The following is a 25,390-nucleotide window of genomic DNA, read 5'->3' as shown; positions in this document are numbered from 1 at the left end:
ATTATCCCTTCAGGGTGGTGTGCAGCAGTTCGACGTTGCCGTCGAACTGCCACAACGGGTTCGGAGCGTCACCGGTCGAAGTCCGGACGAGGAAGTAGCCGTTCACTTCCTTCGGACCGTCACCGTCGGCCATGAAACGCCCGTCAGGGGTGACGTCGAGCTGGTAGATGGCCTGTCCCGCGGCCTCGACGCCAGGAAGATGCCAGGACACAACGCACCGCCAGTCATTGCCCGGCCCCTCGGGCACGACCCTGGTGCTCCCCTTGTCACACGCCGCCGTGGCCCGCAACTGCGCCTCTGTCACAGCGGGCCGGTTCAGCTGGTCGGTCTGAAGGCGGTACAGGTGCGCGAACGCCGTCGCCACCGAGCGCTGCACCTTGTCCTGCTCGATCCCCGAGCCCGACGCCCCCGTCGTCGAAGCGAGTACGGCCACCGAGCAGGCCACCACCCCGACCAGCGGCAACACGCCGGCGACGACGGCGCGGCGGCCCGAACCGTCATAGGTCAGGTTGGTGAAGTCACGCCGCACGAACAGCACATACGCCAGCACGCTCGCCACCACGGCCCACACCAGACTGACCACGATGCCGATCCACAGCGCGCCCAACTGCTCCGAACTGGTGAACAGACCATTCCAGGAGATGAAGGCGTAGCTGGGCAGGGCCAGGCGCACGGACACGGGCAGCGGCATCATCTGGGCCAGCTGCATCGCCAACGCGACGACCGCGGGCAGCAGCAGCCCCATCGGGGACCGCCCCAACGCCACCGAGCCCAGGAGTCCGATCCCGGCCAGGGCCAGCGTCGGGGCAAGGACGCACGCCCAGGCGAGGAAGACCCTGGCCGCGGTGTCCCCGGGGGTGAGCAGGTGGCCGTCCAGACCGACCAGCGGCTGGTCGCCGACCGCCACCAGGCCGCCGACCGCGCTGGAGCAGGCGAGCCCCGCCACCAGCAGCACAATGACGGTCAGGCTGGCCAGGGCCTTGGCCAGGAAGATCCGCCGCGGCGAGCGGACGGCGACCAGCAGGTGCCGCCAGGTGCCCAGGCGGTCCTCGGAGGCGAAGACGTCACCGGCGACCACCGAGGTCAGCAGCGGCAACGCCCACGTCCCCGCGAACCCCAGCATCACCAACGGCCCCGCCCACCCCGTCGCATGCATCCAGCGACCGAACAGGGTGTCGACCGGGAGGGTGCTCTGCTGGCTCACCGCGGCCACGAACAACGCCGGAGCGATCCAGCACGCCAGCACCAGGAACCGGATCCGCCACTGCGAGACCAGCTTGACCAGCTCGAAACGGTAGCCAAGCGGCACCGACACCCGCCGGGCACCGGCAACGTTGTCGGCCACAAGGGTCGCGGTCATCGGTCGGCCTCCTGCGGCTCGGTCAGGGCAAGGAACGCCGCCTCCAGCGGCGAGACCACCGGGGCCAACTCACGTACCGCCACGCCCCCTTGCACCAGCGCGACCATCAACTCATCCAGAGCCGGTACCAGCGCGCGTACGACGAGGGCCTCGGTGTCACGCCGGGCCCCGGCGTCGGCGTCCGCCACGACATGGATGCCGGCCGTCTGCTCGGCCAGGCCGCGGGCGGCCTGCGCATCGGAGGTCACCAGCCGGTAGTCCAGCTCACGGTTCTCGGCGGCCAGCTTGCCCAGCGGCCCGGAGAAGACCACCCGGCCGGTGGCGACCAGGGTCACCTCCGAACACAACGCCTCGACATCGTCCATACGGTGGCTGGAGAGCACGACGCTGGTGCCCTCCTTCGCCAGCCGCGTCAGCACACCGTGCACATGCTTCTTCCCGGCCGGGTCCAGGCCATTGGACGGCTCGTCCAACACCAGCAGCCGGGGCTTGGTCAGCAGGGCGGTGGCGAGCCCCAGCCGCTGGCGCATCCCCAGCGAGAAGCCACGGGCCCGGTCGTCGGCGACATCGCTCAACCCGACCTCGGCCAGCGCATCCTCGATCCCGGCGGTGCGCGCGTCCCGGCCCTGCAGCGCGGCCAGCGCGGCCAGGTTCTGACGGGCCGTCAACGACGGGTACAGACCCGGCCCGTCCACAAAGCCCGCCACACCATCCGGAGCGGAAAGCGCCCGCCCCACCGGGGTGCCCAGGATCTCCAGCCGGCCGCTGTCCGCGACCGCCAGACCGAGCAACAGACCCAGCAACGTCGTCTTACCGGCCCCGTTCGGACCGACCAGACCGTGGATCTGTCCCTGTGTCACATCCAAGTCAACACCGTCGAGGGCGACGACATCACCAAAGGCCTTGGTGATCCCGCGGGCCCGGACTGCGAGGAGTGTGTCCATGAGTCCCTTCCTTCGAAAGCACCATGGACATTAGGTGCGGCACACAACGTCTTGCATGGGCGCCCGGTTGAACGCTCATGGAACGCATCGTCAAGGCCTGGCAAGTTGTGTGGACAAGTGACTGGCTTCGAGCCGGGTTTGGACAACGCCTGGACGGCCTGCGGCCGCAATGCGGTGCACTGCTCAGGCTGAGCTCAAGGAGTCCGGTGCGCTGATGACGCCGTCGTCCCTGGTCGGGCGGGCGGCGGGCAGTCAGTCTGGGGCCAGTCCTGAAACTTCCTCAGGTTCCGCTCGATCGCGCGGTTGAGGTAGGTGGGTTCGGCGACGGCGAAATCGGCCCGGTGCCGCTCGGAAAGCGACCGGACTCCTCGGTGCGGCTCGAGGAACGACCGCAGCCATCGGCCGGGTTCGGCTCCGGTGCGTAGAAGGGCATCTGGAAGTGCTGTGACCGGTCCCTGTGTTGGCCGGTGAAGTCGCCGGGTTCCGGCGCCGGATGCACCTTCAGGTGTCCCGAGAACCTACCCCGGCACGCCGGTTCAGCCGGTCCGGCGGATCAGCGCCAGGTACATCGCGTCCGTGCCGTGCAGATGCGGCCACAGTTGTACGTCGGGCCCCTCTCCGAGGGCCGGGACGTCCGGGAGCAGCGGGCGCGCGTCGATGAGCTCGGCCCCGGGGAACTGCTTGAGCACGTCGGCGACCACCGCGCGGGTCTCGGCGAGGTGGGGCGAGCAGGTGGCGTAGCCGACCACGCCGCCGACGCGTACGGACTCGAGTGCCGTGCGCAGCAGGGCGCGCTGGAGCGGGGCGAAGCCGTCCAGGTCCTCGGGACGGCGCCGCCACCTGGCCTCAGGACGGCGGCGCAGCGCCCCGAGCCCGGTGCAGGGAACGTCCATCAGCACCCGGTCGAAGGTGCCGGGGCCCCACGGAGGCCGGGTGCCGTCGGCGGCGATGACCTGGTAGGGGCCGGGGTTCCCGGCGAGCGCCTTGGCCACCAGGCCGGCCCGGTGCGGCTGCTTCTCGGATGCCAGCAGTGCGGCTCCGCGCTCGGCGGCGAGCGCCGCGAGCAGTGCCGCCTTGCCACCGGGACCCGCACACCCGTCGAGCCACTTCTCGTCGGGACCCTCCAGGGGCGCGTTCGCCAGGGCGAGGGCGACGAGCTGACTGCCCTCGTCCTGAACGCCCGCGCGGCCTTCCGCCACGGCCTTCACGGCACCGGGCTCGCCGCCCTCGGTGAGCCGGACGGCGTACGGCGACCAGCGGCCGGGCACCGCGGCCTCCTCGCGCAGCAGCTCCTCCGTGGTGGCGCGGCCGGGGCGGGCGACGAGCGTGACCTCGGGACGCTCGTTGTCGGCCTCCAGCAGGTCTTCGATCCCGGCGCGAGGTCCGCCGAGGGAGTCCCACAGGGCGGAGACGACCCAGCGCGGGTGCGAGTGGACGACGGCGAGGTGGTCCTCCGGGTCCTCGTCGTACGGCGGGGCCACCCGCTCCAGCCAGCCGTCGAGGTCGTCCTGGGCGACCTTGCGCAGCACGGCGTTGACGAACTTGGCCCGTCCGTCGCCGAGCACGACCCGGGCGAGCTCGACGGTGGCGGACACGGCCGCGTGGCTCGGGATCCGCGTCCCGAGCAGCTGATGGACGCCGAGACTCAGTACGTCGAGCACGGGCGGATCGACCTCGCGCAGCGGCCGGTCGACGCAGGCCGAGAGGATCGCGTCGTACGTCCCCTGCCTGCGCAGGGTCCCGTACACCAGCTCGGTGGCGAGCGCCGCGTCCCGCCCGTCGAAGTCGCCCTTGTCCCGCGCCTTGCGCAGCAGCGGCGGCAGCACGAGATTCGCGTACGCGTCCCGCTCGTCGACGGCTCGCAGCGCGTCGAAGGCGAGTATGCGGACGGGGTCCTTCTGGGGACGGCGGTACGGCTTGCCCGGCTTGCGGGGACGACGTGACTGGTCGCTCACGAAAAAGGTGCTCCGGATGTGGGATGACGTGCGCTTCCCAGCGTACGTCCACGCGTGCCGGGCCGGTCGCGGAGGGCGGCCCCCGGTCAGCTACCGAGGGTCTCCCCGTTGCCGATCCGCACCCCGCGCGCCCAGTCCGCGGCCCGCATGGGCTTCTTGCCCTGGGCCTGCACCCACACCAGCTCCACGGCGTACGAACCCGTGCCGACCTGCACGTTGTTCTTGCCGACGGCCAGCTGTCCCGGGGCAAGGTCGGTGCGCTCGGGCACCGGTGTGACCTGGATGAGCTTCAGCCGTTCGCCGCGGAAGGCGGTCCAGGCGCCCGGCGCGGGGGTGCAGGCGCGCACCATGCGGTCCACCCGGAGGGCGGGCGCGGACCAGTCGACGTGCGCGTCCTCCACGGTGATCTTGGGCGCGAGCGTCACGCCCTCGGCGGGCTGCGGGACGGCCTTCAGGCTGCCGTCCTCGATGCCGTCCATGGTGGCCGCGAGCAGTCCGGCACCGGCGAAGGCGAGACGGGTGAGGAGGTCGCCGCTGGTGTCGGTGGAACGGACCTGCTCCGTGATGGTGCCGTAGACGGGTCCGGAGTCGAGCCCTTCCTCGATGAGGAAGGTGGAGGCCCCGGTGATCTCGTCGCCCGCCAGCACGCTGTGCTGCACGGGGGCGGCGCCGCGCCAGGCGGGGAGCAGGGAGAAGTGCAGGTTCACCCAGCCGTGGGCGGGGATGTCGAGGGCGACACGCGGCAGGAGCGCACCGTAGGCGACCACCGGAGCGCAGTCGGGTGCGATCTCCCGCAGCCGGGCGAGGAAGTCCTCGTCCCGGGGCCTGTTCGGCTTGAGGACCTCGATCCCCGCCTCTTCCGCCCGCTCGGCGACGGGGCTGGCGACGAGTCTGCGCCCGCGCCCCGCCGGTGCGTCGGGCCGTGTGACGACGGCGGCCACCTCGTGCCGCTCGGACGCGATCAGGGCGTCCAGCGCGGGAACGGCGACCTCGGGGGTACCTGCGAAGACAAGCCTCATGGGTGGGTGACGGCCTCTCGGGCGGGAGTACTGACGGGCCCGTGCGCCCCCGGCTGCGCCGAGGGGGACGGGCAGCGCACCAGTCTATGGGGCCGGGGCGTGCGACGCGCTGCGGCCGCCTCGTGCCACGACGAACGCCCCATGGCAGCGCACGCCACTCATGGGGGCGTACGCATATGCCCTCGCGCCCCCGCACCGTGACCACAGGCCTGAAGGCGCGTTGGTCAAGTAAGAGTTGACCGCAACGGGCCGCGATCGCGCGGCCCGGCCCTTTTCAACGCCGGTTCGAGAGGCTTGTTCATGGCCGACCATGCAACCCACGACGCCCAGGCCCGGGCCAGCCTGCACTTGCTGGTGCGGGACATCGAGCGGGTCCGTCGGCAGGTGGACGCACTGCGCACCCTCACCGCCCAGTTGGGCAATGTGTACCGTCCGCGCCGCTCCGGCCCCTCCACGGGCTTCGTCGTCTACGGACGCGCCCCCGCTCCTACCGTCCGCCTCGCCCAGGAGTTGCGGGACAGTGTGGAGACCCTGGTGACGGCGGCCGTGGACTTCGACCGCTCGCTCGGCTTCTCGTGGGACGCCGTGGGCTCCGCGCTCGGCGTCACCAAGCAGGCGGTGCACCGCCGTTACGGTGCCCGCCGCGCGGCGGGCACCCAGCCGACCGGCGACACCGAGCGCTCCGCGGACTCGTCCGGCAGCCGCACGATCAATTTGGGCGCCGGTGTCCCCGCGGTCCCCGCGGCCCGCTCGATGCCGACTCAGCCGACGGCGAGCGGCCCCACCCTGCGCGACGAGGTCAGGCCGACGGCCTTCCCCGGCCCGCGCAACGGCTGAGCCGCTCCCCCGCCTGCCTCCCGGAACCTCCGGGAGGCAGCCGCACGGTCGCAGGGCGGGCCTGCGGACCGCGGGATGCCCGGCGGACGGCACACCGGCCACCGCCTCCGGGCCTCGCGGATACCGAGGCATCTCCTGACGCGCCGTCACCGGACGTCCGGCACGGCCGAATCGGCACTGCGCCGGAGGGCCTTGACCCGCTCGCGCGATCCGCTCGTACGACCCGCTCGGTCACCCGATGTCCGGTGGGTCGATCCGGATCCGGATCGGCTCGGCGCCGCCGCTCGCCCCACGTATCGTCCGGGCCGCCAGCGCGGTCTTCAGCGCCGCCGCCAGCGCGGCCCCGCTCCCCGGCGGCACCCGGACGAGCGCCCGTTCCCACCGCTGCCCCGGCGGCGGTGCACCGGCCCGCCGCGGCCGCCCGGCCTCGGTCGCCGGCACAGGCACCGGTCCCAGCACCTCCGCGTCCGCGGGAAGCCGTACCTCGCCGAGGAACCCGATCACCGTCTCGGCCGGACCCGAGACGGCCGCCATCCGCGAGACCGGCGGAAAGCCCAGCTCGGCCCGCTCCGCGAGCTCCCGCACCGCGTGCCCGACGGGATCCCACCGCACGAGCGCCTGCACCGGCCGCAGCGTCGGCTCGGCGACGACCACGACGGTCCCGCCGGCCGGCTGCGGTCTGACGAGCGCGCCCGCGCCGATCCACCTCCGCAGCGCGTCCTCGCCGGCCCGCAGATCCGGTCGCCCGAGCATGGCCCATCCGTCGAGCAGGAGCGCCGCCGCGTATCCGCCCTCGGCGACCGGCTCGGCCCCGGGTGTGCTCACGACCAGCGCGGGCGTCCCCGGCACCGTGTCGAGCACCTGCTCACGCCCCGATGTCCGCACCGGGACGGCCGGGAACGCGCGCCCCAGCTCCTCGGCGGTCCGCCGGGCCCCGACGACCTGGGCCCGCAGCCGGAAGCCGCCGCACTCCGGGCAGTGCCAGGACGTCTCCTCCCGTCCGCACCAGCCGCAGCGCAGCTCCCCCGCGTCCTGGGCGGCCAGCGGCCCGGCGCAGTGCCGGCACCGGGCGGGCGCGCGGCACTGGGCACAGGCCATACGGGGCACGTAACCGCGCCGTGGCACCTGCACCAGCACGGGGCCCGTCCGCAGCCCGTCCCGTACGACCTCCCAGGCGAGCGTGGGCAGGCGTGCCGCCCTCGCGGCCTCGTCCCGCGCAAGGTCGCCGTCCCCCACGGTCCGCACGAGGGGCGCGGCGGCCCGCACCCGCTCGCGGTCGGCGACGAGCGGTACGACCCAGCCGCTCTCGACGAGCTGGGCGGCCTCGACGGTGCAACTCCAACTCCCCAGCAGAAAGGCGCACTTGTCCCGTGAAGCGCGCAGCTCCAGCACTTCGCGGACATGAGGGAAGGGAGCGTTGTCGTCGCTGTGACTGGCGTCCCCGTCGTCCCAGACCACCACGAGCCCGAGATCCCGTACGGGCGCGAACATGGTGGCCCGCGTCCCGACGACGGCCCGCACGGCCCCGCGCCGTACGGCCAGCCACTCCCGGTAGCGGCGCTCCTGCCCGGCATCGGCGGTCAGGACCGCGTGCTGACCTTCTCCCATCAGCCCCTTGAGGGCGGCATCGACCCGCGCGGCGGCACGTCCGGCGGGCACGACGACCAGCGCTCCTCGGCCGGAAGCCAGCGTGGCCTGCACGGCCCGGGCGATCTCCTGCGCCCACTCAGGCCCGGGCAGGGCGGTCCACACGGCCCGGGGCGCCCCGCCGCCGGCCAGCGACTCCAGGAACTGCGTCCCCCGTGCATAGCGCCGCCAGGACCCGGGGTCGGGTGCGGAAGGCGGCGAGAGCGGCGCCCCCATCTCGGTGGCCTCGGCCCGGGCGTGCCGGGGTGGCACGGCGAGCTGGAGCACATCGGCGAGACTTCCCGCGTACCGGTCGGCGACGGCCCGGGTGAGTCCGAGCAGCTCGGGCGAGAGAACCGGCTCGGGAGACACGACCTGCGCCAGCGCGGCGAGCGGCCCGGAGTAGTCGGACTCGGCCACCCGCTCGACCAGGAACCCGTCGATGAGCCCACCGCCCTCGCGGCGCCCTTCCCGCACGGTGCGCCCACCGGCTCCGAAGCGCACCCTGACCCTGACCCCTGGCTGGGCCACCGCGTCGAGCTCCTCGGGGACCGCGTAGTCGAAGTACCGGTCCAGATGCAGCACGCCCTTGTCGACGAGCACGCGCGCCACGGGGCGCTCCTTGGCCAGCGCGGCTCCCCGCCAGGTCCGCGGCTTGGCCCTGGGCTCCTGGGCCTTCCGCACGGCCTCACGCATCAGCGCAAGCTGCTCGGGCGGCGTGGCTTCTTCCCCGCCCGCCCGCTGCTGCCCGTTCGCGCTGCTCACGCTTGCATTCTTACCAAACGTCACTGACACCGGCGCCGGCCCGAGCTCACTCCGCCGCGGCTCACGCACACTCCGAGGGCGCTTCGGGCATGGTCCGCTCGGCCGATACGGGTGCCGAGCCCGGGGCAGGATTCGAGCCTGGGAGGACAGAGGCCACCAGTGCCCGCACGCGCGCCGAGCATGCGATGGCGACTGTCCCAAGCCTTGTGCGAGGACGGCGATCCCGGGCCTCACAGCAGCCCACACGCGACCCTCGCGTTCCCCCGGGGCCCCACCGCAGCCTCCCTACCGCGAAGGGCCTCACACGGCCGTTTCCGGCACGACAAGGCCCGGCGTCCGAAAGACGGGCGCCGGGCCTTGTGCTACGCGTCGGGGGGTTACAGCCCCGCGGCCGTCCGCAGGGCCTCGATGCGGTCCGTGCGCTCCCAGGTGAAGTCGGGCAGCTCACGGCCGAAGTGACCGTACGCCGCCGTCTGGGAGTAGATCGGGCGGAGCAGGTCGAGATCACGGATGATCGCGGCCGGACGAAGGTCGAAGACCTCGGTGATCGCGTGCTCGATCTTCTCGGCGTCGACCTTGGCCGTGCCGAAGGTCTCCACGAACAGACCGACCGGCTCGGCCTTGCCGATCGCGTACGCGACCTGGACCTCGCAACGCGAGGCGAGACCCGCCGCGACCACGTTCTTGGCGACCCAGCGCATGGCGTACGCCGCCGAGCGGTCCACCTTCGACGGGTCCTTGCCCGAGAACGCGCCACCGCCGTGGCGGGCCATGCCGCCGTACGTGTCGATGATGATCTTGCGGCCCGTCAGGCCCGCGTCACCCATCGGGCCACCGATCTCGAACCGGCCGGTGGGGTTGACCAGCAGACGGTAGCCGTCCGTGTCCAGCTTGATGCCCTCGTCCAGCAGAGCCTTCAGCTCCGGCTCCACCACGAACTCGCGGATGTCGGGCGACAGCAGGGACTCCAGGTCGATGTCGCTGGCGTGCTGCGAGGAGATGACCACCGTGTCCAGCCGGACCGCCTTGTCGCCCTCGTACTCGATGGTGACCTGGGTCTTACCGTCCGGGCGCAGGTAGGGGATCGTGCCGTTCTTGCGGACGTCGGACAGCCGCTTGGACAGGCGGTGGGCCAGGAAGATCGGCAGCGGCATCAGCGTGGGCGTCTCGTCCGACGCGTAGCCGAACATCAGCCCCTGGTCGCCTGCGCCCTGGCGGTCCAGCTCGTCCTCGTCACCCTCGACACGGGCCTCGTAGGCCGCGTCCACACCCTGCGCGATGTCCGGGGACTGCGCGCCGATCGACACCGAGACGCCGCAGGAGGCGCCGTCGAAGCCCTTCTTCGACGAGTCGTAGCCGATCTCGAGGATCTTGCTGCGCACCAGCGTCGCGATGTCCGCGTAGGCCTTGGTGGTGACCTCACCGGCCACGTGCACCAGGCCGGTGGTGATCAGCGTCTCCACGGCGACCCGGGAAGTCGGGTCCTCACGCAGAAGCGCGTCGAGAATGGTGTCGCTGATCTGGTCAGCGATCTTGTCGGGGTGGCCCTCGGTCACGGACTCCGAGGTGAACAGGCGACGGGACACAACGCTCCCTGGGGTTGCAGCGGCTGCTGGCTGATCATTGGTGGACGGGACGGGGGCTGCGCCCGGCGTCGTCCGAGAACAGTTTATCGGTCGCGCTCGGCCACCCGCCCATGTGTCTCGCCTCTCGGGAACGCTGTGACCTGCGGCACGGGCATTCTGCCTATGCCGCGGGATCTTTTCCAGGGTCGCCACGCCTGAATGTTCCGAGCCGGCAGGTGTCCGAGGGCGGGTGAGATCCTCAGGTCAGACGGCGGGCGACCAGGTCCCACACCGTGTCGGCCAGTGCTTCCTTCGGGCCGTAGGGCACCGGGGTCTCACTGCCGTCGGCGCCCAGCACGACGGCCTCGTTCTCCTCGGAGCCGAAGGTCTTGCGCTCCCCCACCTCGTTCACCACGAGCAGGTCGCAGCCCTTGCGCTCCAGCTTCGCGCGGCCGTTGGCCAGCACATCGTCCGTCTCCGCGGCGAAGCCCACGACCACCTGGCCGGGACGGGCGCGCTCGGCGGAGATCTCCGCGAGGACGTCCGGGTTCCTGACCAGGACGACGGGCTCCGGGTCCCGGCCGTCCTGCTTCTTGATCTTCCCCGCCGCATAGGCCGCCGGGCGGAAGTCCGCCACCGCCGCCGCCATCACCACGGCGTCCGCCTCCGCGGCCGCCTTCACCACCGCCTCGCGCAGCTGGACCGCGGTGCCCACCCGGACGACATCCACTCCGGCCGGGTCGGGCAGGTCCGCGTTCGCCGCGATCAGGGTGACGCGGGCGCCTCGTGCCGCGGCCGTACGGGCCAGGGCGTAGCCCTGCTTGCCGGAGGAGCGGTTGCCGAGGAAGCGGACGGGGTCGAGAGGCTCCCGGGTGCCACCCGCGCTGACCACCACATGACGGCCCGCGAGATCCGGCTCGGTCACACCCCGGGCCAGCACCCGACGGCAGACCTCGAAGATCTCGGCGGGGTCGGGCAGTCGGCCCTTGCCCGTGTCCACACCGGTCAGCCGGCCCACGGCGGGCTCGATCACCACGGCACCGCGGCGCCGCAGCGTCGCCACGTTCTCCCGGGTGGCCGGGTGCTCCCACATCTCGGTGTGCATGGCCGGGGCGAAGACGACGGGGCAGCGTGCGGTCAGGAGCGTGTTGGTCAGCAGGTCGTCGGCCAGGCCGTGGGCGGCCTTGGCGAGCATGTCGGCCGTCGCCGGAGCCACGACCACCAGGTCGGCGTGCTGGCCGATGCGGACGTGCGGGACCTCGTGGACGCCGTCCCAGACCTCGGTGGAGACAGGGTGACCGGAGAGGGCGGACCAGGTCGCGGCACCCACGAAGTGCAGCGCGGACTCGGTCGGCACGACACGGACGTCATGGCCGGACTCGGTCAGTCTGCGCAGCAGCTCGCACGCCTTGTACGCGGCGATGCCACCGCTGACCCCCAGAACGACATTCGGCTTGCCCACCGGGCCTCCCGCACTCGACACCCGTACGCCGAGGTTCACCGGCGTACGGGTCTATGACACACCACGGGCCCGACAGCCGAGCTGCCGGGCCTGTGGAAAAACCCATCGCGACCCGCAGATATGACTACCTGCGAACGCGGTCCTGATGCGTACTGCTGTTACTGCGCCGGGCCTTCGATGGCCTCGGAGGTCAGCAGACCCGCGTTGATCTCGCGCAGGGCGATCGAGAGCGGCTTCTCGTGGACGTGGGTGTCGACGAGGGGACCGACGTACTCGAGGAGGCCCTCACCGAGCTGCGAGTAGTACGCGTTGATCTGACGGGCCCGCTTGGCCGCGTAGATCACGAGGCTGTACTTCGAGTCGGTGGCCTCGAGGAGCTCGTCGATCGGCGGGTTGATGATGCCCTCGGGCGCGGTGATGGAAGAGGACACGCTCTACCTTCCGAAGATGGGAAAGATCAGACCTGATCACACAACCCTGATCACACAACGTTCATCAAGGCTAGCAGCTCGCGCGCCACGCCTTCGACCGAGGTGTTGACCAGGGTGACATGGAACTCGGGCTCGGCCGCCAGCTCGATCTTGGCCGCCTCCAGACGGCGCTCGATCACCTCCGGCTGCTCGGTGCCCCGTCCGGTGAGTCTGCGCACGAGCTCCTCCCAGGTGGGAGGAGCCAGGAACACCAGCTGGGCCTCGGACATGGACTCGCGGACCTGCCGGGCGCCCTGGAGGTCGATCTCCAGCAGGACCGGCACTCCGGCCTCCAGGTGCTGGAGCACGGCGGCCCGGGGCGTGCCGTAGCGGTTGCCGGCGAACTCGGCCCACTCCAGCAGCTCCCCGTTGGCGATCAGCTTGTCCATCTCGTCGTCGGTGACGAAGAAGTAGTGGACTCCGTGCCGCTCGCCGGGGCGTGGCTTGCGGGTCGTCGCCGACACCGAGAGCCACACCTCGGGGTGTTCCTTGCGCATATGGGCGACGACCGTGCTCTTGCCGACCCCGGAGGGGCCGGAGAGCACGGTCAGCCGCGGACGTTCACTCATGCAGCGATTATTCCAGCAATACCGGAGTGCACCGGACTCAGCTGGTGGCGCCGCCGAACTCACGCTCCAGCGAGGCGATCTGGTTGGAACCGAGACCGCGCACGCGGCGGCTCTCGGAGATGCCCAGTCGCTCCATGATCTGCTTGGCGCGGACCTTGCCCACGCCGGGCAGAGACTCGAGAAGGGCGGAGACCTTCATCTTGCCGATGACGTCGTTCTCCTGGCCCTGCTTGATGACCTCGTGCAGAGAGGCGCCGGAGTGCTTGAGTCGATTCTTCACCTCGGCCCGCTCCCGGCGAGCCGCGGCGGCCTTTTCGAGCGCGGCTGCGCGCTGTTCAGGGGTAAGGGGCGGAAGAGCCACGCCTACGTCACCTCGGATGTCGAACTGTCGGATACGGACCGGTGAGGAACCTAGTCGGCCCACACCTGGGGAGCTACGAGCAACACGCTTGCCCGCTCTCTCGTCGGAGACTAGCGGGCGAGCGCGCCGGAGTCAGCGAGAACAGCGGAAAAGTCCTGGTCAGCCTCCATCGAGCCGGACTTTTCGGACATATTGCCCCGAATTTGAGGATGTATTCAGACTCAAGCCCTCCCGGAGACCCTCGTCGGAGGGCTGCTCGTGAAGCCAGAAGGGGACTAGAGGGCCGCCACGGCGGCCCTGATCTCGTCCGCGAAACGTTCCGCAGCGTCACGCAGAGCGACGACGTCGGGGCCGTGGCGCAGCACCCCCCGGCTCACGTTCGGCACCACGTTGCGCACCGCCGCCCCGAAGACGCGCGGCAGATCGGCCGCGGTGGCCCCCTGGGCCCCAATGCCCGGGGCGAGCAGGGGTCCGTTGATGTCCAGGTCGTACGACGACAGGTCGCCGAGCGTGGCACCCACGACGGCGCCGAACGAGCCGAGGGGCTTCTCCCCCGCGTTCTCGGCGGCGAGGTGTGCGAGCATCGTCGCCCCCACGTTCCGGCCGTCGGGTCGCACGGCGTGCTGCACCTCGCCGCCCTCCGGATTGGAGGTCAGGGCCAGCACGAAGAGACCCGCCCCGCTCTCCCTCGCCAGGTCCACGGCCGGCTTGAGCGATCCGTAGCCGAGGTACGGCGAGACCGTGAGCGCGTCGGAGAACAACGGGGAGTCCTTCCTCAGGAAGGACTCCCCGTAGGCGGCCATCGTCGAGCCGATGTCGCCGCGCTTGGCGTCCATGACCACCAGTGCCCCGGCCGCCCGCGCCTCCTCGACCGTCTTCTCCAGGACCGCCACGCCGCGCGAGCCGAAGCGCTCGAAGAAGGCGCTCTGCGGCTTGAGCACGGCGACCCGCCCGGCCGTCGCCTCCACCACCGTGCGGCTGAACCACTCCAGGCCCGCGACGTCGTCGTTCAGGCCCCACTCGGCGAGCAGCGAGGCGTGCGGGTCGATGCCGACGCACAGCGGACCGCGCTCGTCCATGGCACGGCGCAGGCGCGCGCCGAAGGGTTCCCAGGAAAGCCGCTGCGGCCCGCCGGCCTCCGCCGGAGAGTGGTGGCCCGGTGTCGGGTGGGCGGTCATACGGTCTTCCTCACGTCGGCGCCGACCGCGTCGGCGAGGGTGGCGTAGGGGCTCGTACGGAGCCGGGCGAGGAGCCCCTTGTGGATGGCTCGGCTCCAGAAGGGCCCTTCGTAGATGAACGCGCTGTAGCCCTGCACCAGCGTGGCACCGGCCAGAATGCGCTGCCAGGCGTCCTCGGCGCTCTCGATGCCGCCCACGCCCACCAGGGTCATGCGGTCGCCCACGCGCGCGTAGAGGCGGCGCAGGACCTCCAGAGAGCGCTTTTTCAGCGGCGCGCCCGACAGTCCGCCGGTCTCCTTGACCAGGGAGGGTTCGGAGCTCAGGCCGAGGCCCTCGCGCGCGATGGTGGTGTTCGTGGCGATGATGCCGTCCAGCCCGAGTTCCACGGCGAGATCGGCGACGGCGTCGACGTCCTCGTCTGCGAGGTCCGGGGCGATCTTGACCAGGAGCGGCACCCGCCGGCTGGTGACCGTGCGGTCGGCGGCCTCGCGGACGGCGGTCAGCAGCGGACGCAGTGCCTCGGTCGCCTGCAGATCGCGCAGCCCGGGGGTGTTCGGCGAGGAGACGTTGACCACCAGGTAGTCGGCGTACGGCGCGAGCCGCTCGGTCGACTTCACGTAGTCCTGGACGGCCTCGGTCTCGGGGACGACCTTGGTCTTGCCGATGTTGACGCCGACGACCGTCCGGAAGACCGGGGTGCGCGACGCCAGACGCGCGGCGACAGTCAGCGAGCCCTCGTTGTTGAAGCCCATCCGGTTGATCAGCGCCCGGTCCCCGACCAGGCGGAACAGCCGCTTCTTGGGGTTGCCCGGCTGCGGCTCCCCCGTCACCGTGCCGATCTCGACGTGGTCGAAGCCGAGCATCGACATCCCGTCGATCGCGACGGCATTCTTGTCGAAACCGGCGGCGAGCCCGAAGGGGCCGTGCATCCGCAGACCGAACGCCTCGGTGCGCAGTTCCCGGTGGCGGGGCGCGAGGGCCGCCGCGACGAAGGTGCGGAGCACAGGGATGCGCACGGCCAGGCGGATCCAGCGGAAGGCCAGGTGGTGGGCCTGCTCGGGGTCCATCCGTGTGAAGACCAGACGGAAGAACAGCTTGTACATGTCTCGGGAGTCCTCAGGGTCCGGGGTCCTCATGAGGAGGGGGACACCGTTTCCGGTGTCCCCCTCATCGGCTGCTAGTCGCGGGCCGCGATCAGGTGTTCCGCGTGCTCCTGGAGCGAGCGGACGCCCACGTCTCCGTGGTTGAGGGCGTCGATGCCCTGGACCGCCGCGGCGAGCGCCTGGACCGTGGTCAGGCACGGCACGGAGCGAGCCACCGCCGCGGTACGGATGTCGTAGCCGTCGAGGCGGCCGCCGGTGCCGTACGGGGTGTTGACGATGAGGTCGACCTCGCCGTCGTGGATCAGCTGGACGATGGTCTTCTCGCCGTCCGGGCCCGTGCCCTCGGACTGCTTGCGCACGACGGTGGCGTTGATGCCGTTGCGCTTGAGGACCTCGGCCGTCCCGGACGTGGCGAGCAGCTCGAAGCCGTGGGCGACCAGCTCACGCGCCGGGAAGATCATCGACCGCTTGTCCCGGTTGGCGACCGAGATGAAGGCGCGGCCCTTGGTGGGCAGCGGGCCGTACGCCCCCGCCTGCGACTTGGCGTAGGCCGTGCCGAAGACGGAGTCGATGCCCATGACCTCGCCGGTGGAGCGCATCTCCGGGCCGAGGATGGTGTCCACGCCGCGACCGTGGATGTCGCGGAACCGCGACCACGGCATGACGGCCTCCTTCACGGAGATCGGCGCGTCGAGCGGCAGTTCGCCGCCGTCGCCTTGCGCGGGCAGCAGCCCTTCGGACCGCAGCCCGGCGATCGTCGCGCCCAGCGAGATCCGGGCCGCGGCCTTCGCGAGCGGCACCGCCGTCGCCTTCGAGGTGAAGGGCACGGTGCGCGACGCGCGGGGGTTGGCCTCGAGGACGTAGAGGATGTCCCCGGCCATCGCGAACTGGATGTTGATCAGTCCCCGGACCCCGACGCCACGGGCGATGGCCTCCGTCGAGGCGCGCAGCCGCTTGATGTCGAAGCCGCCCAGCGTGATCGGGGGCAACGCGCACGCCGAGTCGCCGGAGTGGATGCCGGCCTCCTCGATATGCTCCATGACGCCGCCGAGGTAGAGCTCCTCGCCGTCGTAGAGGGCGTCGACGTCGATCTCGATCGCGTCGTCGAGGAAGCGGTCGACCAGCACCGGCCGGGAGGGGCTGATCTCGGTCGACTCGGCGATGTACGAGGCGAGCCGGGTCTCGTCGTAGACGATCTCCATGCCGCGTCCGCCGAGGACGTACGAGGGCCGGACGAGGACCGGGTAGCCGATCTCGTCCGCGATCGCCTTGGCCTCGTCGAACGTGGTGGCCGTGCCGTGCTTGGGCGCCGGGAGGCCGGCCTCCGCGAGCACGCGCCCGAACGCCCCGCGGTCCTCGGCGGCGTGGATCGCCTCCGGAGAGGTGCCCACGATCGGCACGCCGTTGTCCTTGAGCGCCTGGGACAGGCCCAGCGGGGTCTGGCCGCCCAGCTGGACCACGACACCCGCGACGGGGCCGGCCTGCTGCTCGGCGTGGACGATCTCCAGCACGTCCTCGAGCGTCAGCGGCTCGAAGTAGAGGCGGTCGGAGGTGTCGTAGTCCGTGGAGACGGTCTCCGGGTTGCAGTTGACCATCACGGTCTCGTACCCGGCGTCGCTCAGCGCGAAGGAGGCGTGGACGCAGGAGTAGTCGAACTCGATGCCCTGGCCGATGCGGTTGGGGCCGGAGCCCAGGATGATCACCGCGGGCTTCTCGCGCCGGGCGACCTCGGTCTCCTCGTCGTAGGACGAGTAGAAGTACGGCGTCCTCGCCGCGAACTCGGCGGCGCAGGTGTCGACTGTCTTGTACACCGGGCGGATGCCCAGCGCGTGCCGCACCTCGCGCACGACGTCCTCGCGCAGCCCGCGGATCTCACCGATCTGCTGGTCGGAGAAGCCGTGCCGCTTGGCCTCGGCGAGCAGCTCGGGGCCGAGCTTGTCGGCGGCGGCGAGCTCGTCCGCGATCTCCTTGATCAGGAACAGCTGGTCGACGAACCAGGGGTCGATCCTCGTCGCCTCGAAGACCTCCTCCTGCGTGGCACCGGCGCGGATGGCCTCCATGACCGTGTTGATCCGGCCGTCGGTGGGACGCCCCGCCATCTGGAGGAGCTCGGCCTTGTCCCCCACCTCGCCCACGAACGTGAACTGGCTGCCCTTCCTCTCCAGCGAGCGCAGCGCCTTCTGGAAGGCCTCGGTGAAGTTGCGGCCGATCGCCATGGCCTCGCCCACCGACTTCATCGTCGTGGTCAGCGTGCTGTCCGCGCTCGGGAACTTCTCGAAGGCGAACCGTGGTGCCTTGACGACGACGTAGTCCAGGGTCGGCTCGAAGGAGGCCGGGGTCTCCTGGGTGATGTCGTTCGGGATCTCGTCGAGGGTGTAGCCGACGGCGAGCTTGGCCGCGATCTTGGCGATCGGGAAGCCGGTCGCCTTGGAGGCGAGGGCCGACGAGCGCGAGACGCGCGGGTTCATCTCGATGACGATCACGCGACCGTCCTCGGGGTTCACCGCGAACTGGATGTTGCAGCCGCCGGTGTCGACGCCGACCTCGCGGATGACGGCGATGCCGATGTCGCGCAGGACCTGGTACTCGCGGTCCGTCAGGGTCATCGACGGGGCGACGGTGATCGAGTCTCCGGTGTGCACGCCCATCGGGTCGAAGTTCTCGATGGAGCAGACGACCACGACGTTGTCGTGCTTGTCGCGCATCAGCTCCAGCTCGTACTCCTTCCAGCCGAGGATGGACTCCTCCAGGAGCACCTCGGTGGTCGGCGAGAGGGTCAGGCCCTGGCCGGCGATGCGGCGCAGCTCCTCCTCGTCGTGCGCGAAGCCGGAGCCGGCGCCGCCCATGGTGAACGAGGGACGGACGACGACCGGGTAGCCGCCGAGCTGCTCGACGCCGGCGAGCACCTCGTCCATGGAGTGGCAGATCACGGACCGGGCGGACTCGCCGTGCCCGATCTTCTTGCGGACCTCCTCCACAACGTCCTTGAACTGGTCGCGGTCCTCGCCCTTGTGGATCGCTTCGACGTTCGCGCCGATCAGTTCGACGCCGTGCTTCTCCAGAACGCCGTTCTCGTGCAGCTTGATGGCCGTGTTCAGGGCCGTCTGACCGCCCAGGGTGGGCAGCAGCGCGTCCGGGCGCTCCTTGGCGATGATCTTCTCGACGATCTCCGGGGTGATCGGCTCGACGTACGTCGCGTCGGCGATCTCCGGGTCGGTCATGATCGTCGCCGGGTTGGAGTTCACGAGGACGACGCGCAGGCCCTCGGACCTCAGGACCCGGCAGGCCTGGGTGCCGGAGTAGTCGAACTCGGCGGCCTGGCCGATGACGATCGGGCCCGAGCCGATGACCAGGACGGACTGGATATCGGTGCGCTTAGGCACGCTGGGCCTCCATCAGGGATACGAAGCGGTCGAACAGGTAGGCGGCGTCATGCGGACCCGCGGCCGCTTCGGGGTGGTACTGGACGCTGAAGGCCGGCTGGTCGAGCAGCTGGAGTCCCTCCACCACGTTGTCGTTGAGACAGACGTGGGAGACCTCGGCGCGGCCGTAGGGCGTGTCGGACACCTGGTCGAGCAGGGCGTCGACGGCGAAGCCGTGGTTGTGCGCGGTGACCTCGACCTTGCCGGTCGTACGGTCCTGCACCGGCTGGTTGATGCCCCGGTGGCCGTACTTCAGCTTGTAGGTGCCGAAGCCGAGCGCGCGGCCCAGGATCTGGTTGCCGAAGCAGATGCCGAACAGCGGCGTGCGGCGCTCCAGTACGGCCTGCATGACGGAGACCGGGTGGTCGGCGGTGGCCGGGTCGCCGGGACCGTTGGAGAAGAACACGCCGTCCGGGTTCACGGCGTACACGTCCTCAGCGGTCGCCGTCGCGGGCAGCACGTGCACCTCGATGCCGCGCTCGGCCATGCGGTGCGGGGTCATGCCCTTGATACCGAGGTCGACCGCGGCGACGGTGAACTTCCTCTCGCCGATCGCGGGCACGACATAGGGCTCGGTGGTGGCGACCTCGGCGGCGAGGTCCGCGCCCTTCATCTCGGGGGCCTGGCGCACCTCGGCGAGCATGGTGCCCTCGTCGGGCAGCGCGTTGCCGGAGAAGATGCCGACGCGCATGGCGCCGCGCTCACGCAGGTGTCGGGTCAGCGCACGCGTGTCGATACCGCTTATGCCGACGACGCCCTGGTGGCGCAGCTCCTCGTCCAGCGAGCGCCTGGCACGCCAGTTGGAGGGCACCCGCGCGGGGTCGCGCACGACGTAGCCCGCCACCCAGATCCGCTTCGACTCGGGATCCTCGTCGTTGACACCGGTGTTGCCGACGTGGGGGGCGGTCATCACGACGACCTGGCGGTGGTACGACGGGTCGGTGAGGGTCTCCTGGTAGCCGGTCATACCGGTGGAGAACACGGCCTCTCCGAAGGTCACCCCCACGGCCCCGTAGGCACGGCCGCGGAAGATGCGGCCGTCCTCCAGGACGAGTACGGCGGGAACCCTCGCGGCTCCCTTAGTGGAGGTCGTCATCGTGCGCCTTCCGTCTTGTTGATCATCTGGTTCAGGGTGTCGACCCATTCGTTGTGCTCGGCCGCCCGGTCGGAGCGGAACCCGGAGTCGATCAGCCTGTCGCCGTGCGCCCAGGTCACCACGAGGAGCCCGCCCTCGGTGAGGACCTTGCCTGCGATCCCCTTGTCCAGCCGGGCCTCGCGCAGCTGTGCGGCCGGCACGAAGAAGTCCGTCGCCCCGGGGCGTACGACGTCCAGGCCCGCGTCCGTCAGCGTGAGCTCGACACGGCTGCGGGTACCCAGGCCGCGCGCCACGATCCGGTCCAGCCACTGCCCGGCGGTCGTGGAGCCGTGGTAGCGGCCGCTCATGCTCAGTCTCGCCGGGCCGGGGTCGTCCGGCGCGGTGGGAAGTTCGGGCAGGTCGCCCTGGAGGGTGCCGCGCCACTTCCAGCCCTCGCGCATCAGCCAGTAGACGAGCGCGATGAAGAGGACGAGTCCCACGAGCCAGCCGATACGGGCGGCCCAGTCGGTCACTTCCGCCGATTTCTTCTCTGCGGCGAACAGGATCACAGATGTCACGCGAGCTTCCCGTCGATCAGCGTGGCCTTGCCCCGCAGCCATGTGTGCGTGACACGGCCCGGCAGCTCACGGCCTTCGTATGGGGTGTTGCGGCTGCGCGAGGCGAAGCCCGCGGGGTCCACCCGGCCACGGTATGCGGTGTCGACAAGCGTGAGGTTGGCGGGCTCGCCTGCCGAGACAGGGCGGCCGTGGCCGGCCGCCCGGCCGATCCGCGCGGGCTTGAAGGACATGCGGTCGGCGACGCCCGCCCAGTCGAGCAGGCCGGTGTCGACCATCGTCTCCTGGACCACGGACAGCGCGGTCTCCAGACCGACCATGCCCATGGCGGCCGCGGCCCACTCGCAGTCCTTGTCCTCGTGCGGGTGCGGGGCGTGGTCGGTGGCGACGATGTCGATCGTGCCGTCGGCGAGCGCCTCGCGCAGGGCCGTCACATCGCGCTCGGTGCGCAGCGGCGGGTTGACCTTGTAGACCGGGTCGTAGCTGCGCACCAGCTCGTCGGTGAGGAGGAGGTGGTGCGGGGTGACCTCCGCGGTGACGTCGATGCCGCGGGACTTGGCCCAGCGGACGATCTCGACGGACCCGGCGGTCGACAGATGGCAGATGTGGACGCGCGAGCCGACGTGCTCGGCGAGCAGCACGTCCCGCGCGATGATCGACTCCTCGGCGACCGCAGGCCAGCCGCCGAGCCCCAGCTCGGCGGAGACGACGCCCTCGTTCATCTGGGCGCCCTCGGTCAGCCGCGGCTCCTGCGCGTGCTGGGCGACGACCCCCCCGAAGGCCTTCACGTACTCCAGGGCCCGGCGCATGATCACCGCGTCGTCGACGCACTTGCCGTCGTCGGAGAAGACGGTGACGCCCGCCGCCGACTCGTGCATGGCACCCAGCTCGGCGAGCTTCTTGCCCTCGAGGCCGACGGTGACGGCTCCGATGGGCTGCACATCGCAGTAGCCGTGCTCCCGGCCGAGCCGCCAGACCTGCTCGACCACACCGGCGGTGTCGGCGACCGGGAAGGTGTTGGCCATGGCGAACACGGCGGTGTAGCCGCCGCTCGCGGCGGCCCTTGTACCGGTCAGGACGGTCTCGGAGTCCTCGCGGCCGGGCTCGCGCAGATGGGTGTGCAGGTCGACGAGGCCTGGGAGCAGCACCTTGCCTTCGGCCTCCACCACCTCGGCGCCCTCGGCGCTCAGGCCGGTGCCCACGCCGGCGATCGTCTCGCCGTCGATCAGCACGTCCTGCGGCTCACCGCCGAGTACCTTCGCACCGCGGATCAGGGTCTTGCTCATCGTTCTTACTTCTCCTCGGTGGTACGGGCAGGGGCGCCGGCGGGCGTGCTCTTCGCGTCGAACACGGCGCCTCCGAGCAGCAGGTACAGGACCGCCATGCGGATCGAGACGCCGTTCGCCACCTGCTCGATGGCGGTGCAGCGGTCGGAGTCGGCCACCTCGGCGGTGATCTCCATGCCGCGGACCATCGGCCCGGGGTGCATCACTATGGCGTCCTCGGGCATCTTCGCCATGCGGTCGCCGTCGAGGCCGTAGCGCCGGGCGTACTCGCGCTCGGTGGGGAAGAAGGCGGCGTTCATACGCTCGCGCTGGACGCGCAGCATCATCACGGCGTCGGACTTGGGCAGGGTGGAGTCGAGGTCGTAGGAGACCTCGCAGGGCCAGGATCCGACGCCGATCGGCAGCAGGGTCGGCGGGGCGACGAGGGTGACCTCGGCGCCGAGCGTGTGCAGCAGGTCGACATTGGAGCGGGCGACCCGGCTGTGCAGGACGTCTCCGACGATCGTGATGTGCTTGCCGGCGAGGTCGCGGCCGATTCCCGCGTCCCGTCCGACCAGGCGGCGGCGCATGGTGAAGGCGTCGAGCAGCGCTTGGGTGGGGTGCTGGTGGGTGCCATCGCCGGCGTTGATCACGGCGGCGTCGATCCAGCCGGAGTTGGCCAGACGGTAGGGGGCTCCGGAGGCGCCGTGCCGGATGACGACAGCGTCGACGCCCATGGCCTCCAGGGTCTGCGCGGTGTCCTTGAGGGACTCGCCCTTGGACACGCTCGATCCCTTGGCGGAGAAGTTGATGACGTCCGCGGACAGGCGCTTCTCGGCGGCTTCGAAGGAGATCCGGGTTCGGGTCGAGTCCTCGAAGAACAGGTTGACGACGGTGCGGCCGCGCAGGGTCGGCAGTTTCTTGATCGGCCGGTCCGCGACCCGGGCCATCTCCTCGGCGGTGTCGAGGATCAGGACGGCGTCGTCGCGGGTGAGGTCGGCGGCCGAGATCAGATGGCGCTGCATCTTTCAGGCTCCGTAAGGCAGTTCATCATTCGGGAGGATTCGGGCAGGCGGGCGCGCGCTGGGGCGCACTCGCGGGGCGTGAGCTTGTGGCGTACGCCGGAGTGCTAGTGCTGTGCGCCCGGGGCGGTCTGCTTGGCGCCGAGCAGCACGGTGTCGCGACCGTCCTCCTCGGCGAGCTGGACCTTGACCGTCTCCCGCAGCGACGTGGGGAGGTTCTTGCCGATGTAGTCGGCGCGGATCGGCAGTTCGCGGTGGCCGCGGTCGACCAGGACCGCGAGCTGGACCGCACGCGGCCGCCCGATGTCGTTCAGGGCGTCGAGGGCGGCGCGGATGGTGCGGCCGGAGAAGAGCACGTCGTCGACGAGGACCACGAGGCGGCCGTCGATGCCGTCACCGGGGATCTCGGTGCGGGCCAGCGCTCGCGGCGGCTGCATGCGCAGGTCGTCGCGGTACATGGTGATGTCGAGGGAGCCGACCGGGATCTTGCGGCCGGTGATCTGCTCCAGCTTGTCGGCGAGCCGCCGGGCGAGGAAGACGCCCCGGGTCGGAATGCCGAGGAGCACCACGTCGTCGGCACCCTTGGCGCGCTCGACGATCTCATGGGCGATACGGGTCAACACCCGTGCGATGTCGGGGCCTTCGAGGACGGCCCGCGCATCGGAATGCTGCGTGTCCATACGAAACGGACCTCCTTCTCCGCCTCACGGGACGGACCTTAAAGGACGTCGGAATTGCGCCATACACGCTACCAGGCCGCCGGCGGTGACCCGTCACCCCCCTGGCCGCACGCGTCACCCGTCCGGCGGCACGGCGGGCCGTCTACCACGGAAGGGTCGGTCCGGACCATTCGGCTTGACGGGGGAGAGTCACGCTGCGTAACCTCACAGTGAGTCACCAGCCGCGCGGCCAAGCCGCACGTCGACACCGTGTCCGGGGAGCTATATGTCCAGCGAATACGCCAAACAGCTCGGGGCCAAGCTCCGGGCCATCCGCACCCAGCAGGGCCTTTCCCTCCACGGTGTGGAGGAGAAGTCCCAGGGCCGCTGGAAGGCAGTCGTCGTCGGTTCGTATGAGCGCGGCGACCGCGCCGTCACCGTCCAGCGCCTCGCCGAGCTGGCGGATTTCTACGGGGTTCCGGTGCAGGAACTGCTGCCCGGCACCACGCCCGGCGGCGCCGCGGAGCCGCCGCCGAAACTGGTCCTCGACCTGGAGCGGCTGGCCCATGTGCCGGCCGAGAAGGCCGGCCCGCTGCAGCGGTACGCGGCCACGATCCAGTCCCAGCGCGGTGACTACAACGGCAAGGTGCTGTCGATCCGCCAGGACGACCTGCGCACCCTCGCGGTCATCTACGACCAGTCGCCTTCCGTCCTCACCGAGCAGCTGATCAACTGGGGTGTCCTCGACGCGGACGCGCGCCGCGCCGTCTCCCACGAGGAGAGCTGACCGCCCCCGCCCTCAGCAGAAACGTGCCGCCCTTGTGCGCTGCCCTCACCGGCACCGCGCGGGGGCGGTTCTGTTGCGCCCTGTGAGGACCCGCCGACGCGGCCCCGGCCCACCCGCCACGCCGTACACACCGGCCCCGGTGGTCACCGTTGCCACGACCTCCCGGTCGACCTCGCGGGAGGCGGGATCGCTGGCCGAGAGGGCCGTGACGGGGCCCTAGAGGCCCGCGCGGAAGGCGGGCGGGGCGGTTTGCAGGCGGAGCGGTGACCGTGCCTGCCACGGAGGCGACGACGGCCGGCGGTCCGGGGCTTCCCCGCGGAACCGCCGGCCAGTCGTCGGTCGCCAGGCGTGTCGGCCGCACGCCTAGTCGCGACGCAGGCTCGGCTTCAGGTCCTTGAGACGGCCCAGCAGTCCGTTGACGAACGCGGGCGACTCGTCCGTGGAGAACTCCTTGGCGAGCTGCACCATCTCGTCGAGCACCACCGCGTCCGGGGTCTCGTCGACCCAGATCAGCTCATAGGCGCCCAGACGCAGGATGTTGCGGTCGACGACCGGCATCCGGTCCAGCGTCCAGCCGACCGCGTACTGCGCGATCAGCTCGTCGATGCGCTGCGCGTGCTCCGCGTAGCCCTCGACGAGCTGCATCGTGTACTCGCTCACCGGCGGCTGCCGGGTGTCGTCGCGCGAGAGCCGGATCCAGTCCGCGAGGACCGTGAGGACGGCGGCCCCGCGCTGGTCCCCCTCGAAGAGGATCTGGAAGGCGCGCTTACGTGCCGTGTTACGGGCAGCCACGGTTAAGCGTTCACCCGGCCGAGGTAGTCGCTCGTGCGGGTGTCGACCTTGATCTTCTCGCCGGTGGTGATGAAGAGCGGGACCTGGATCTGGTAGCCGGTCTCCAGCGTGGCGGGCTTGGTGCCGCCGGTGGAGCGGTCGCCCTGGACACCCGGCTCGGTCTCGGCGATGGTCAGCTCGACAGCGGCGGGCAGCTCGACGAAGAGCACCTCGCCCTCGTGCTGCGCGACGACTGCCGTGAAGCCCTCGATGAGGAAGTTCGCGGCGTCACCGACGGCCTTCGGGTCGATGTGCAGCTGGTCGTACGTCTCCATGTCCATGAAGACGAAGTAGTCGCCGTCCTTGTACGAGTACTGCATGTCGCGCTTGTCGACGGTGGCCGTCTCGACCTTGACGCCGGCGTTGAAGGTCTTGTCGACGACCTTGCCGGAGAGCACGTTCTTGAGCTTGGTGCGCACGAAGGCGGGGCCCTTGCCGGGCTTGACGTGCTGGAACTCGACGACGGACCAGAGCTGGCCGCCTTCGAGCTTGAGCACCATGCCGTTCTTGAGGTCGTTCGTGGAAGCCACGGTTGCGGAA

The 25,390-nt window shown here is 70.9% G+C and carries 22 protein-coding genes; 2 read left to right on the top strand and 20 right to left on the bottom strand.

The features are described 5' to 3' along the window. Position 1 precedes the first annotated feature (1 nt). From ACQEXA_RS43755 to fmt, 4 genes are all read right to left on the bottom strand, one after another. The gene (locus ACQEXA_RS43755) at positions 2 to 1,360 is read right to left on the bottom strand and encodes an ABC transporter permease (RefSeq protein WP_432925604.1); all 1,359 of its coding nucleotides are present in this window, start codon (positions 1,358 to 1,360) and stop codon (positions 2 to 4) included. After that, positions 1,357 to 2,304, bottom strand: a complete 948-nt coding sequence (locus ACQEXA_RS43750) for an ABC transporter ATP-binding protein (RefSeq protein ID WP_432925606.1) — start codon at positions 2,302 to 2,304, stop codon at positions 1,357 to 1,359. Before ACQEXA_RS43750 ends, ACQEXA_RS43755 begins: the two co-directional genes overlap by 4 nt. A 536-nt stretch (positions 2,305 to 2,840) precedes the next feature. Next, on the bottom strand, positions 2,841 to 4,259 hold the full coding sequence (locus tag ACQEXA_RS43745; RefSeq protein ID WP_432925608.1) for an RsmB/NOP family class I SAM-dependent RNA methyltransferase: 1,419 nt from the start codon (positions 4,257 to 4,259) through the stop codon (positions 2,841 to 2,843). 86 nt (positions 4,260 to 4,345) lie between these two features. After that, entirely contained in the window at positions 4,346 to 5,278 is a 933-nt protein-coding gene (fmt, locus tag ACQEXA_RS43740; RefSeq protein WP_432925610.1) for a methionyl-tRNA formyltransferase, read from the bottom strand. 300 nt (positions 5,279 to 5,578) lie between these two features. Here fmt and ACQEXA_RS43735 point away from each other — a divergent pair, with 300 nt between their 5' ends. Continuing rightward, on the top strand, positions 5,579 to 6,115 hold the full coding sequence (locus tag ACQEXA_RS43735) for a hypothetical protein (protein WP_432925612.1): 537 nt from the start codon (positions 5,579 to 5,581) through the stop codon (positions 6,113 to 6,115). A gap of 231 nt (positions 6,116 to 6,346) precedes the next feature. Here the strand turns inward: ACQEXA_RS43735 and ACQEXA_RS43730 are convergent, their stop codons facing one another. The 14 genes from ACQEXA_RS43730 to pyrR form a co-directional block, all read right to left on the bottom strand. Next, positions 6,347 to 8,506 (bottom strand): primosomal protein N', encoded by a 2,160-nt coding sequence (locus tag ACQEXA_RS43730; protein ID WP_432925613.1) that lies wholly within the window; start codon positions 8,504 to 8,506, stop codon positions 6,347 to 6,349. Between the two features lie 377 nt (positions 8,507 to 8,883). Then, positions 8,884 to 10,092, bottom strand: a complete 1,209-nt coding sequence (gene metK / locus ACQEXA_RS43725) for a methionine adenosyltransferase (protein WP_432925615.1) — start codon at positions 10,090 to 10,092, stop codon at positions 8,884 to 8,886. Positions 10,093 to 10,330: 238 nt separating this feature from the next. Next, positions 10,331 to 11,533 carry a bifunctional phosphopantothenoylcysteine decarboxylase/phosphopantothenate--cysteine ligase CoaBC gene (coaBC, locus tag ACQEXA_RS43720; protein WP_432925617.1) on the bottom strand — a complete coding sequence of 401 codons (1,203 nt, stop codon included), beginning with the start codon at positions 11,531 to 11,533 and terminating at the stop codon, positions 10,331 to 10,333. A gap of 158 nt (positions 11,534 to 11,691) precedes the next feature. Continuing rightward, complete coding sequence (gene rpoZ / locus ACQEXA_RS43715; protein ID WP_005319902.1) at positions 11,692 to 11,964, bottom strand: DNA-directed RNA polymerase subunit omega; 273 nt, start codon at positions 11,962 to 11,964, stop codon at positions 11,692 to 11,694. A 50-nt stretch (positions 11,965 to 12,014) separates the two neighbouring features. Then, positions 12,015 to 12,572 carry a guanylate kinase gene (gene gmk / locus ACQEXA_RS43710; RefSeq protein ID WP_432925619.1) on the bottom strand — a complete coding sequence of 186 codons (558 nt, stop codon included), beginning with the start codon at positions 12,570 to 12,572 and terminating at the stop codon, positions 12,015 to 12,017. 37 nt (positions 12,573 to 12,609) lie between these two features. Further along, entirely contained in the window at positions 12,610 to 12,933 is a 324-nt protein-coding gene (locus ACQEXA_RS43705; protein WP_059125536.1) for an integration host factor, read from the bottom strand. A 275-nt stretch (positions 12,934 to 13,208) separates the two neighbouring features. After that, a complete protein-coding gene (pyrF, locus tag ACQEXA_RS43700) occupies positions 13,209 to 14,111 on the bottom strand; it encodes an orotidine-5'-phosphate decarboxylase (RefSeq protein ID WP_432925621.1) in 903 nt (300 codons plus the stop codon). Next, positions 14,108 to 15,214: a quinone-dependent dihydroorotate dehydrogenase gene (locus tag ACQEXA_RS43695; RefSeq protein ID WP_432925622.1), complete on the bottom strand. Its 1,107-nt coding sequence runs from the start codon at positions 15,212 to 15,214 to the stop codon at positions 14,108 to 14,110. Before ACQEXA_RS43695 ends, pyrF begins: the two co-directional genes overlap by 4 nt. A 74-nt stretch (positions 15,215 to 15,288) precedes the next feature. Further along, on the bottom strand, positions 15,289 to 18,597 hold the full coding sequence (gene carB, locus ACQEXA_RS43690; protein ID WP_433132756.1) for a carbamoyl-phosphate synthase large subunit: 3,309 nt from the start codon (positions 18,595 to 18,597) through the stop codon (positions 15,289 to 15,291). Next, positions 18,590 to 19,732, bottom strand: a complete 1,143-nt coding sequence (gene carA, locus ACQEXA_RS43685; protein WP_432925626.1) for a glutamine-hydrolyzing carbamoyl-phosphate synthase small subunit — start codon at positions 19,730 to 19,732, stop codon at positions 18,590 to 18,592. Before carA ends, carB begins: the two co-directional genes overlap by 8 nt. Beyond that, positions 19,729 to 20,289 carry a hypothetical protein gene (locus tag ACQEXA_RS43680; RefSeq protein ID WP_432925628.1) on the bottom strand — a complete coding sequence of 187 codons (561 nt, stop codon included), beginning with the start codon at positions 20,287 to 20,289 and terminating at the stop codon, positions 19,729 to 19,731. The genes carA and ACQEXA_RS43680 overlap by 4 nt, the downstream gene beginning before the upstream one ends. Then, on the bottom strand, positions 20,286 to 21,572 hold the full coding sequence (locus ACQEXA_RS43675; RefSeq protein ID WP_432925630.1) for a dihydroorotase: 1,287 nt from the start codon (positions 21,570 to 21,572) through the stop codon (positions 20,286 to 20,288). The genes ACQEXA_RS43680 and ACQEXA_RS43675 overlap by 4 nt, the downstream gene beginning before the upstream one ends. A gap of 5 nt (positions 21,573 to 21,577) precedes the next feature. Beyond that, the gene (locus ACQEXA_RS43670) at positions 21,578 to 22,576 is read right to left on the bottom strand and encodes an aspartate carbamoyltransferase catalytic subunit (RefSeq protein ID WP_432925631.1); all 999 of its coding nucleotides are present in this window, start codon (positions 22,574 to 22,576) and stop codon (positions 21,578 to 21,580) included. A gap of 104 nt (positions 22,577 to 22,680) precedes the next feature. Continuing rightward, entirely contained in the window at positions 22,681 to 23,253 is a 573-nt protein-coding gene (gene pyrR, locus ACQEXA_RS43665; protein WP_432925633.1) for a bifunctional pyr operon transcriptional regulator/uracil phosphoribosyltransferase PyrR, read from the bottom strand. Between the two features lie 265 nt (positions 23,254 to 23,518). Between pyrR and bldD the strand changes: the two genes are divergently transcribed. After that, positions 23,519 to 24,019, top strand: coding sequence for a transcriptional regulator BldD (gene bldD, locus ACQEXA_RS43660; RefSeq protein WP_432925635.1), 501 nt, complete (start codon positions 23,519 to 23,521; stop codon positions 24,017 to 24,019). Between the two features lie 363 nt (positions 24,020 to 24,382). On the opposite strand, the gene nusB is transcribed toward bldD, so the two are convergent. Then, positions 24,383 to 24,811 carry a transcription antitermination factor NusB gene (gene nusB, locus ACQEXA_RS43655; RefSeq protein ID WP_359390073.1) on the bottom strand — a complete coding sequence of 143 codons (429 nt, stop codon included), beginning with the start codon at positions 24,809 to 24,811 and terminating at the stop codon, positions 24,383 to 24,385. Positions 24,812 to 24,813: 2 nt separating this feature from the next. Continuing rightward, a complete protein-coding gene (efp, locus tag ACQEXA_RS43650) occupies positions 24,814 to 25,380 on the bottom strand; it encodes an elongation factor P (protein ID WP_432925637.1) in 567 nt (188 codons plus the stop codon). Between the last annotated feature and the right edge of the window lie 10 nt (positions 25,381 to 25,390).

The sequence above is a fragment of the Streptomyces sp. CA-106110 genome (genome assembly GCF_050936285.1).
Lineage (GTDB): Bacteria > Actinomycetota > Actinomycetes > Streptomycetales > Streptomycetaceae > Streptomyces.
Note: the sequence above shows the minus strand (reverse complement) of the source record. Positions and strands in the feature narration are given on the sequence as shown.

What these genes read in the sequence shown, in the direction of transcription:
- pyrR (WP_432925633.1), bottom strand. Translation starts at nt 23,253, where the DNA reads ATGGACACGCAGCATTCCGATGCGCGGGCCGTCCTCGAAGGCCCCGAC.
- ACQEXA_RS43670 (WP_432925631.1), bottom strand. Translation starts at nt 22,576, where the DNA reads ATGCAGCGCCATCTGATCTCGGCCGCCGACCTCACCCGCGACGACGCC.
- pyrF (WP_432925621.1), bottom strand. Translation starts at nt 14,111, where the DNA reads ATGACCGCCCACCCGACACCGGGCCACCACTCTCCGGCGGAGGCCGGC.
- ACQEXA_RS43675 (WP_432925630.1), bottom strand. Translation starts at nt 21,572, where the DNA reads ATGAGCAAGACCCTGATCCGCGGTGCGAAGGTACTCGGCGGTGAGCCG.
- bldD (WP_432925635.1), top strand. Translation starts at nt 23,519, where the DNA reads ATGTCCAGCGAATACGCCAAACAGCTCGGGGCCAAGCTCCGGGCCATC.
- ACQEXA_RS43695 (WP_432925622.1), bottom strand. Translation starts at nt 15,214, where the DNA reads ATGTACAAGCTGTTCTTCCGTCTGGTCTTCACACGGATGGACCCCGAG.
- ACQEXA_RS43735 (WP_432925612.1), top strand. Translation starts at nt 5,579, where the DNA reads ATGGCCGACCATGCAACCCACGACGCCCAGGCCCGGGCCAGCCTGCAC.
- ACQEXA_RS43750 (WP_432925606.1), bottom strand. Translation starts at nt 2,304, where the DNA reads ATGGACACACTCCTCGCAGTCCGGGCCCGCGGGATCACCAAGGCCTTT.
- fmt (WP_432925610.1), bottom strand. Translation starts at nt 5,278, where the DNA reads ATGAGGCTTGTCTTCGCAGGTACCCCCGAGGTCGCCGTTCCCGCGCTG.
- gmk (WP_432925619.1), bottom strand. Translation starts at nt 12,572, where the DNA reads ATGAGTGAACGTCCGCGGCTGACCGTGCTCTCCGGCCCCTCCGGGGTC.
- carA (WP_432925626.1), bottom strand. Translation starts at nt 19,732, where the DNA reads ATGACGACCTCCACTAAGGGAGCCGCGAGGGTTCCCGCCGTACTCGTC.
- ACQEXA_RS43755 (WP_432925604.1), bottom strand. Translation starts at nt 1,360, where the DNA reads ATGACCGCGACCCTTGTGGCCGACAACGTTGCCGGTGCCCGGCGGGTG.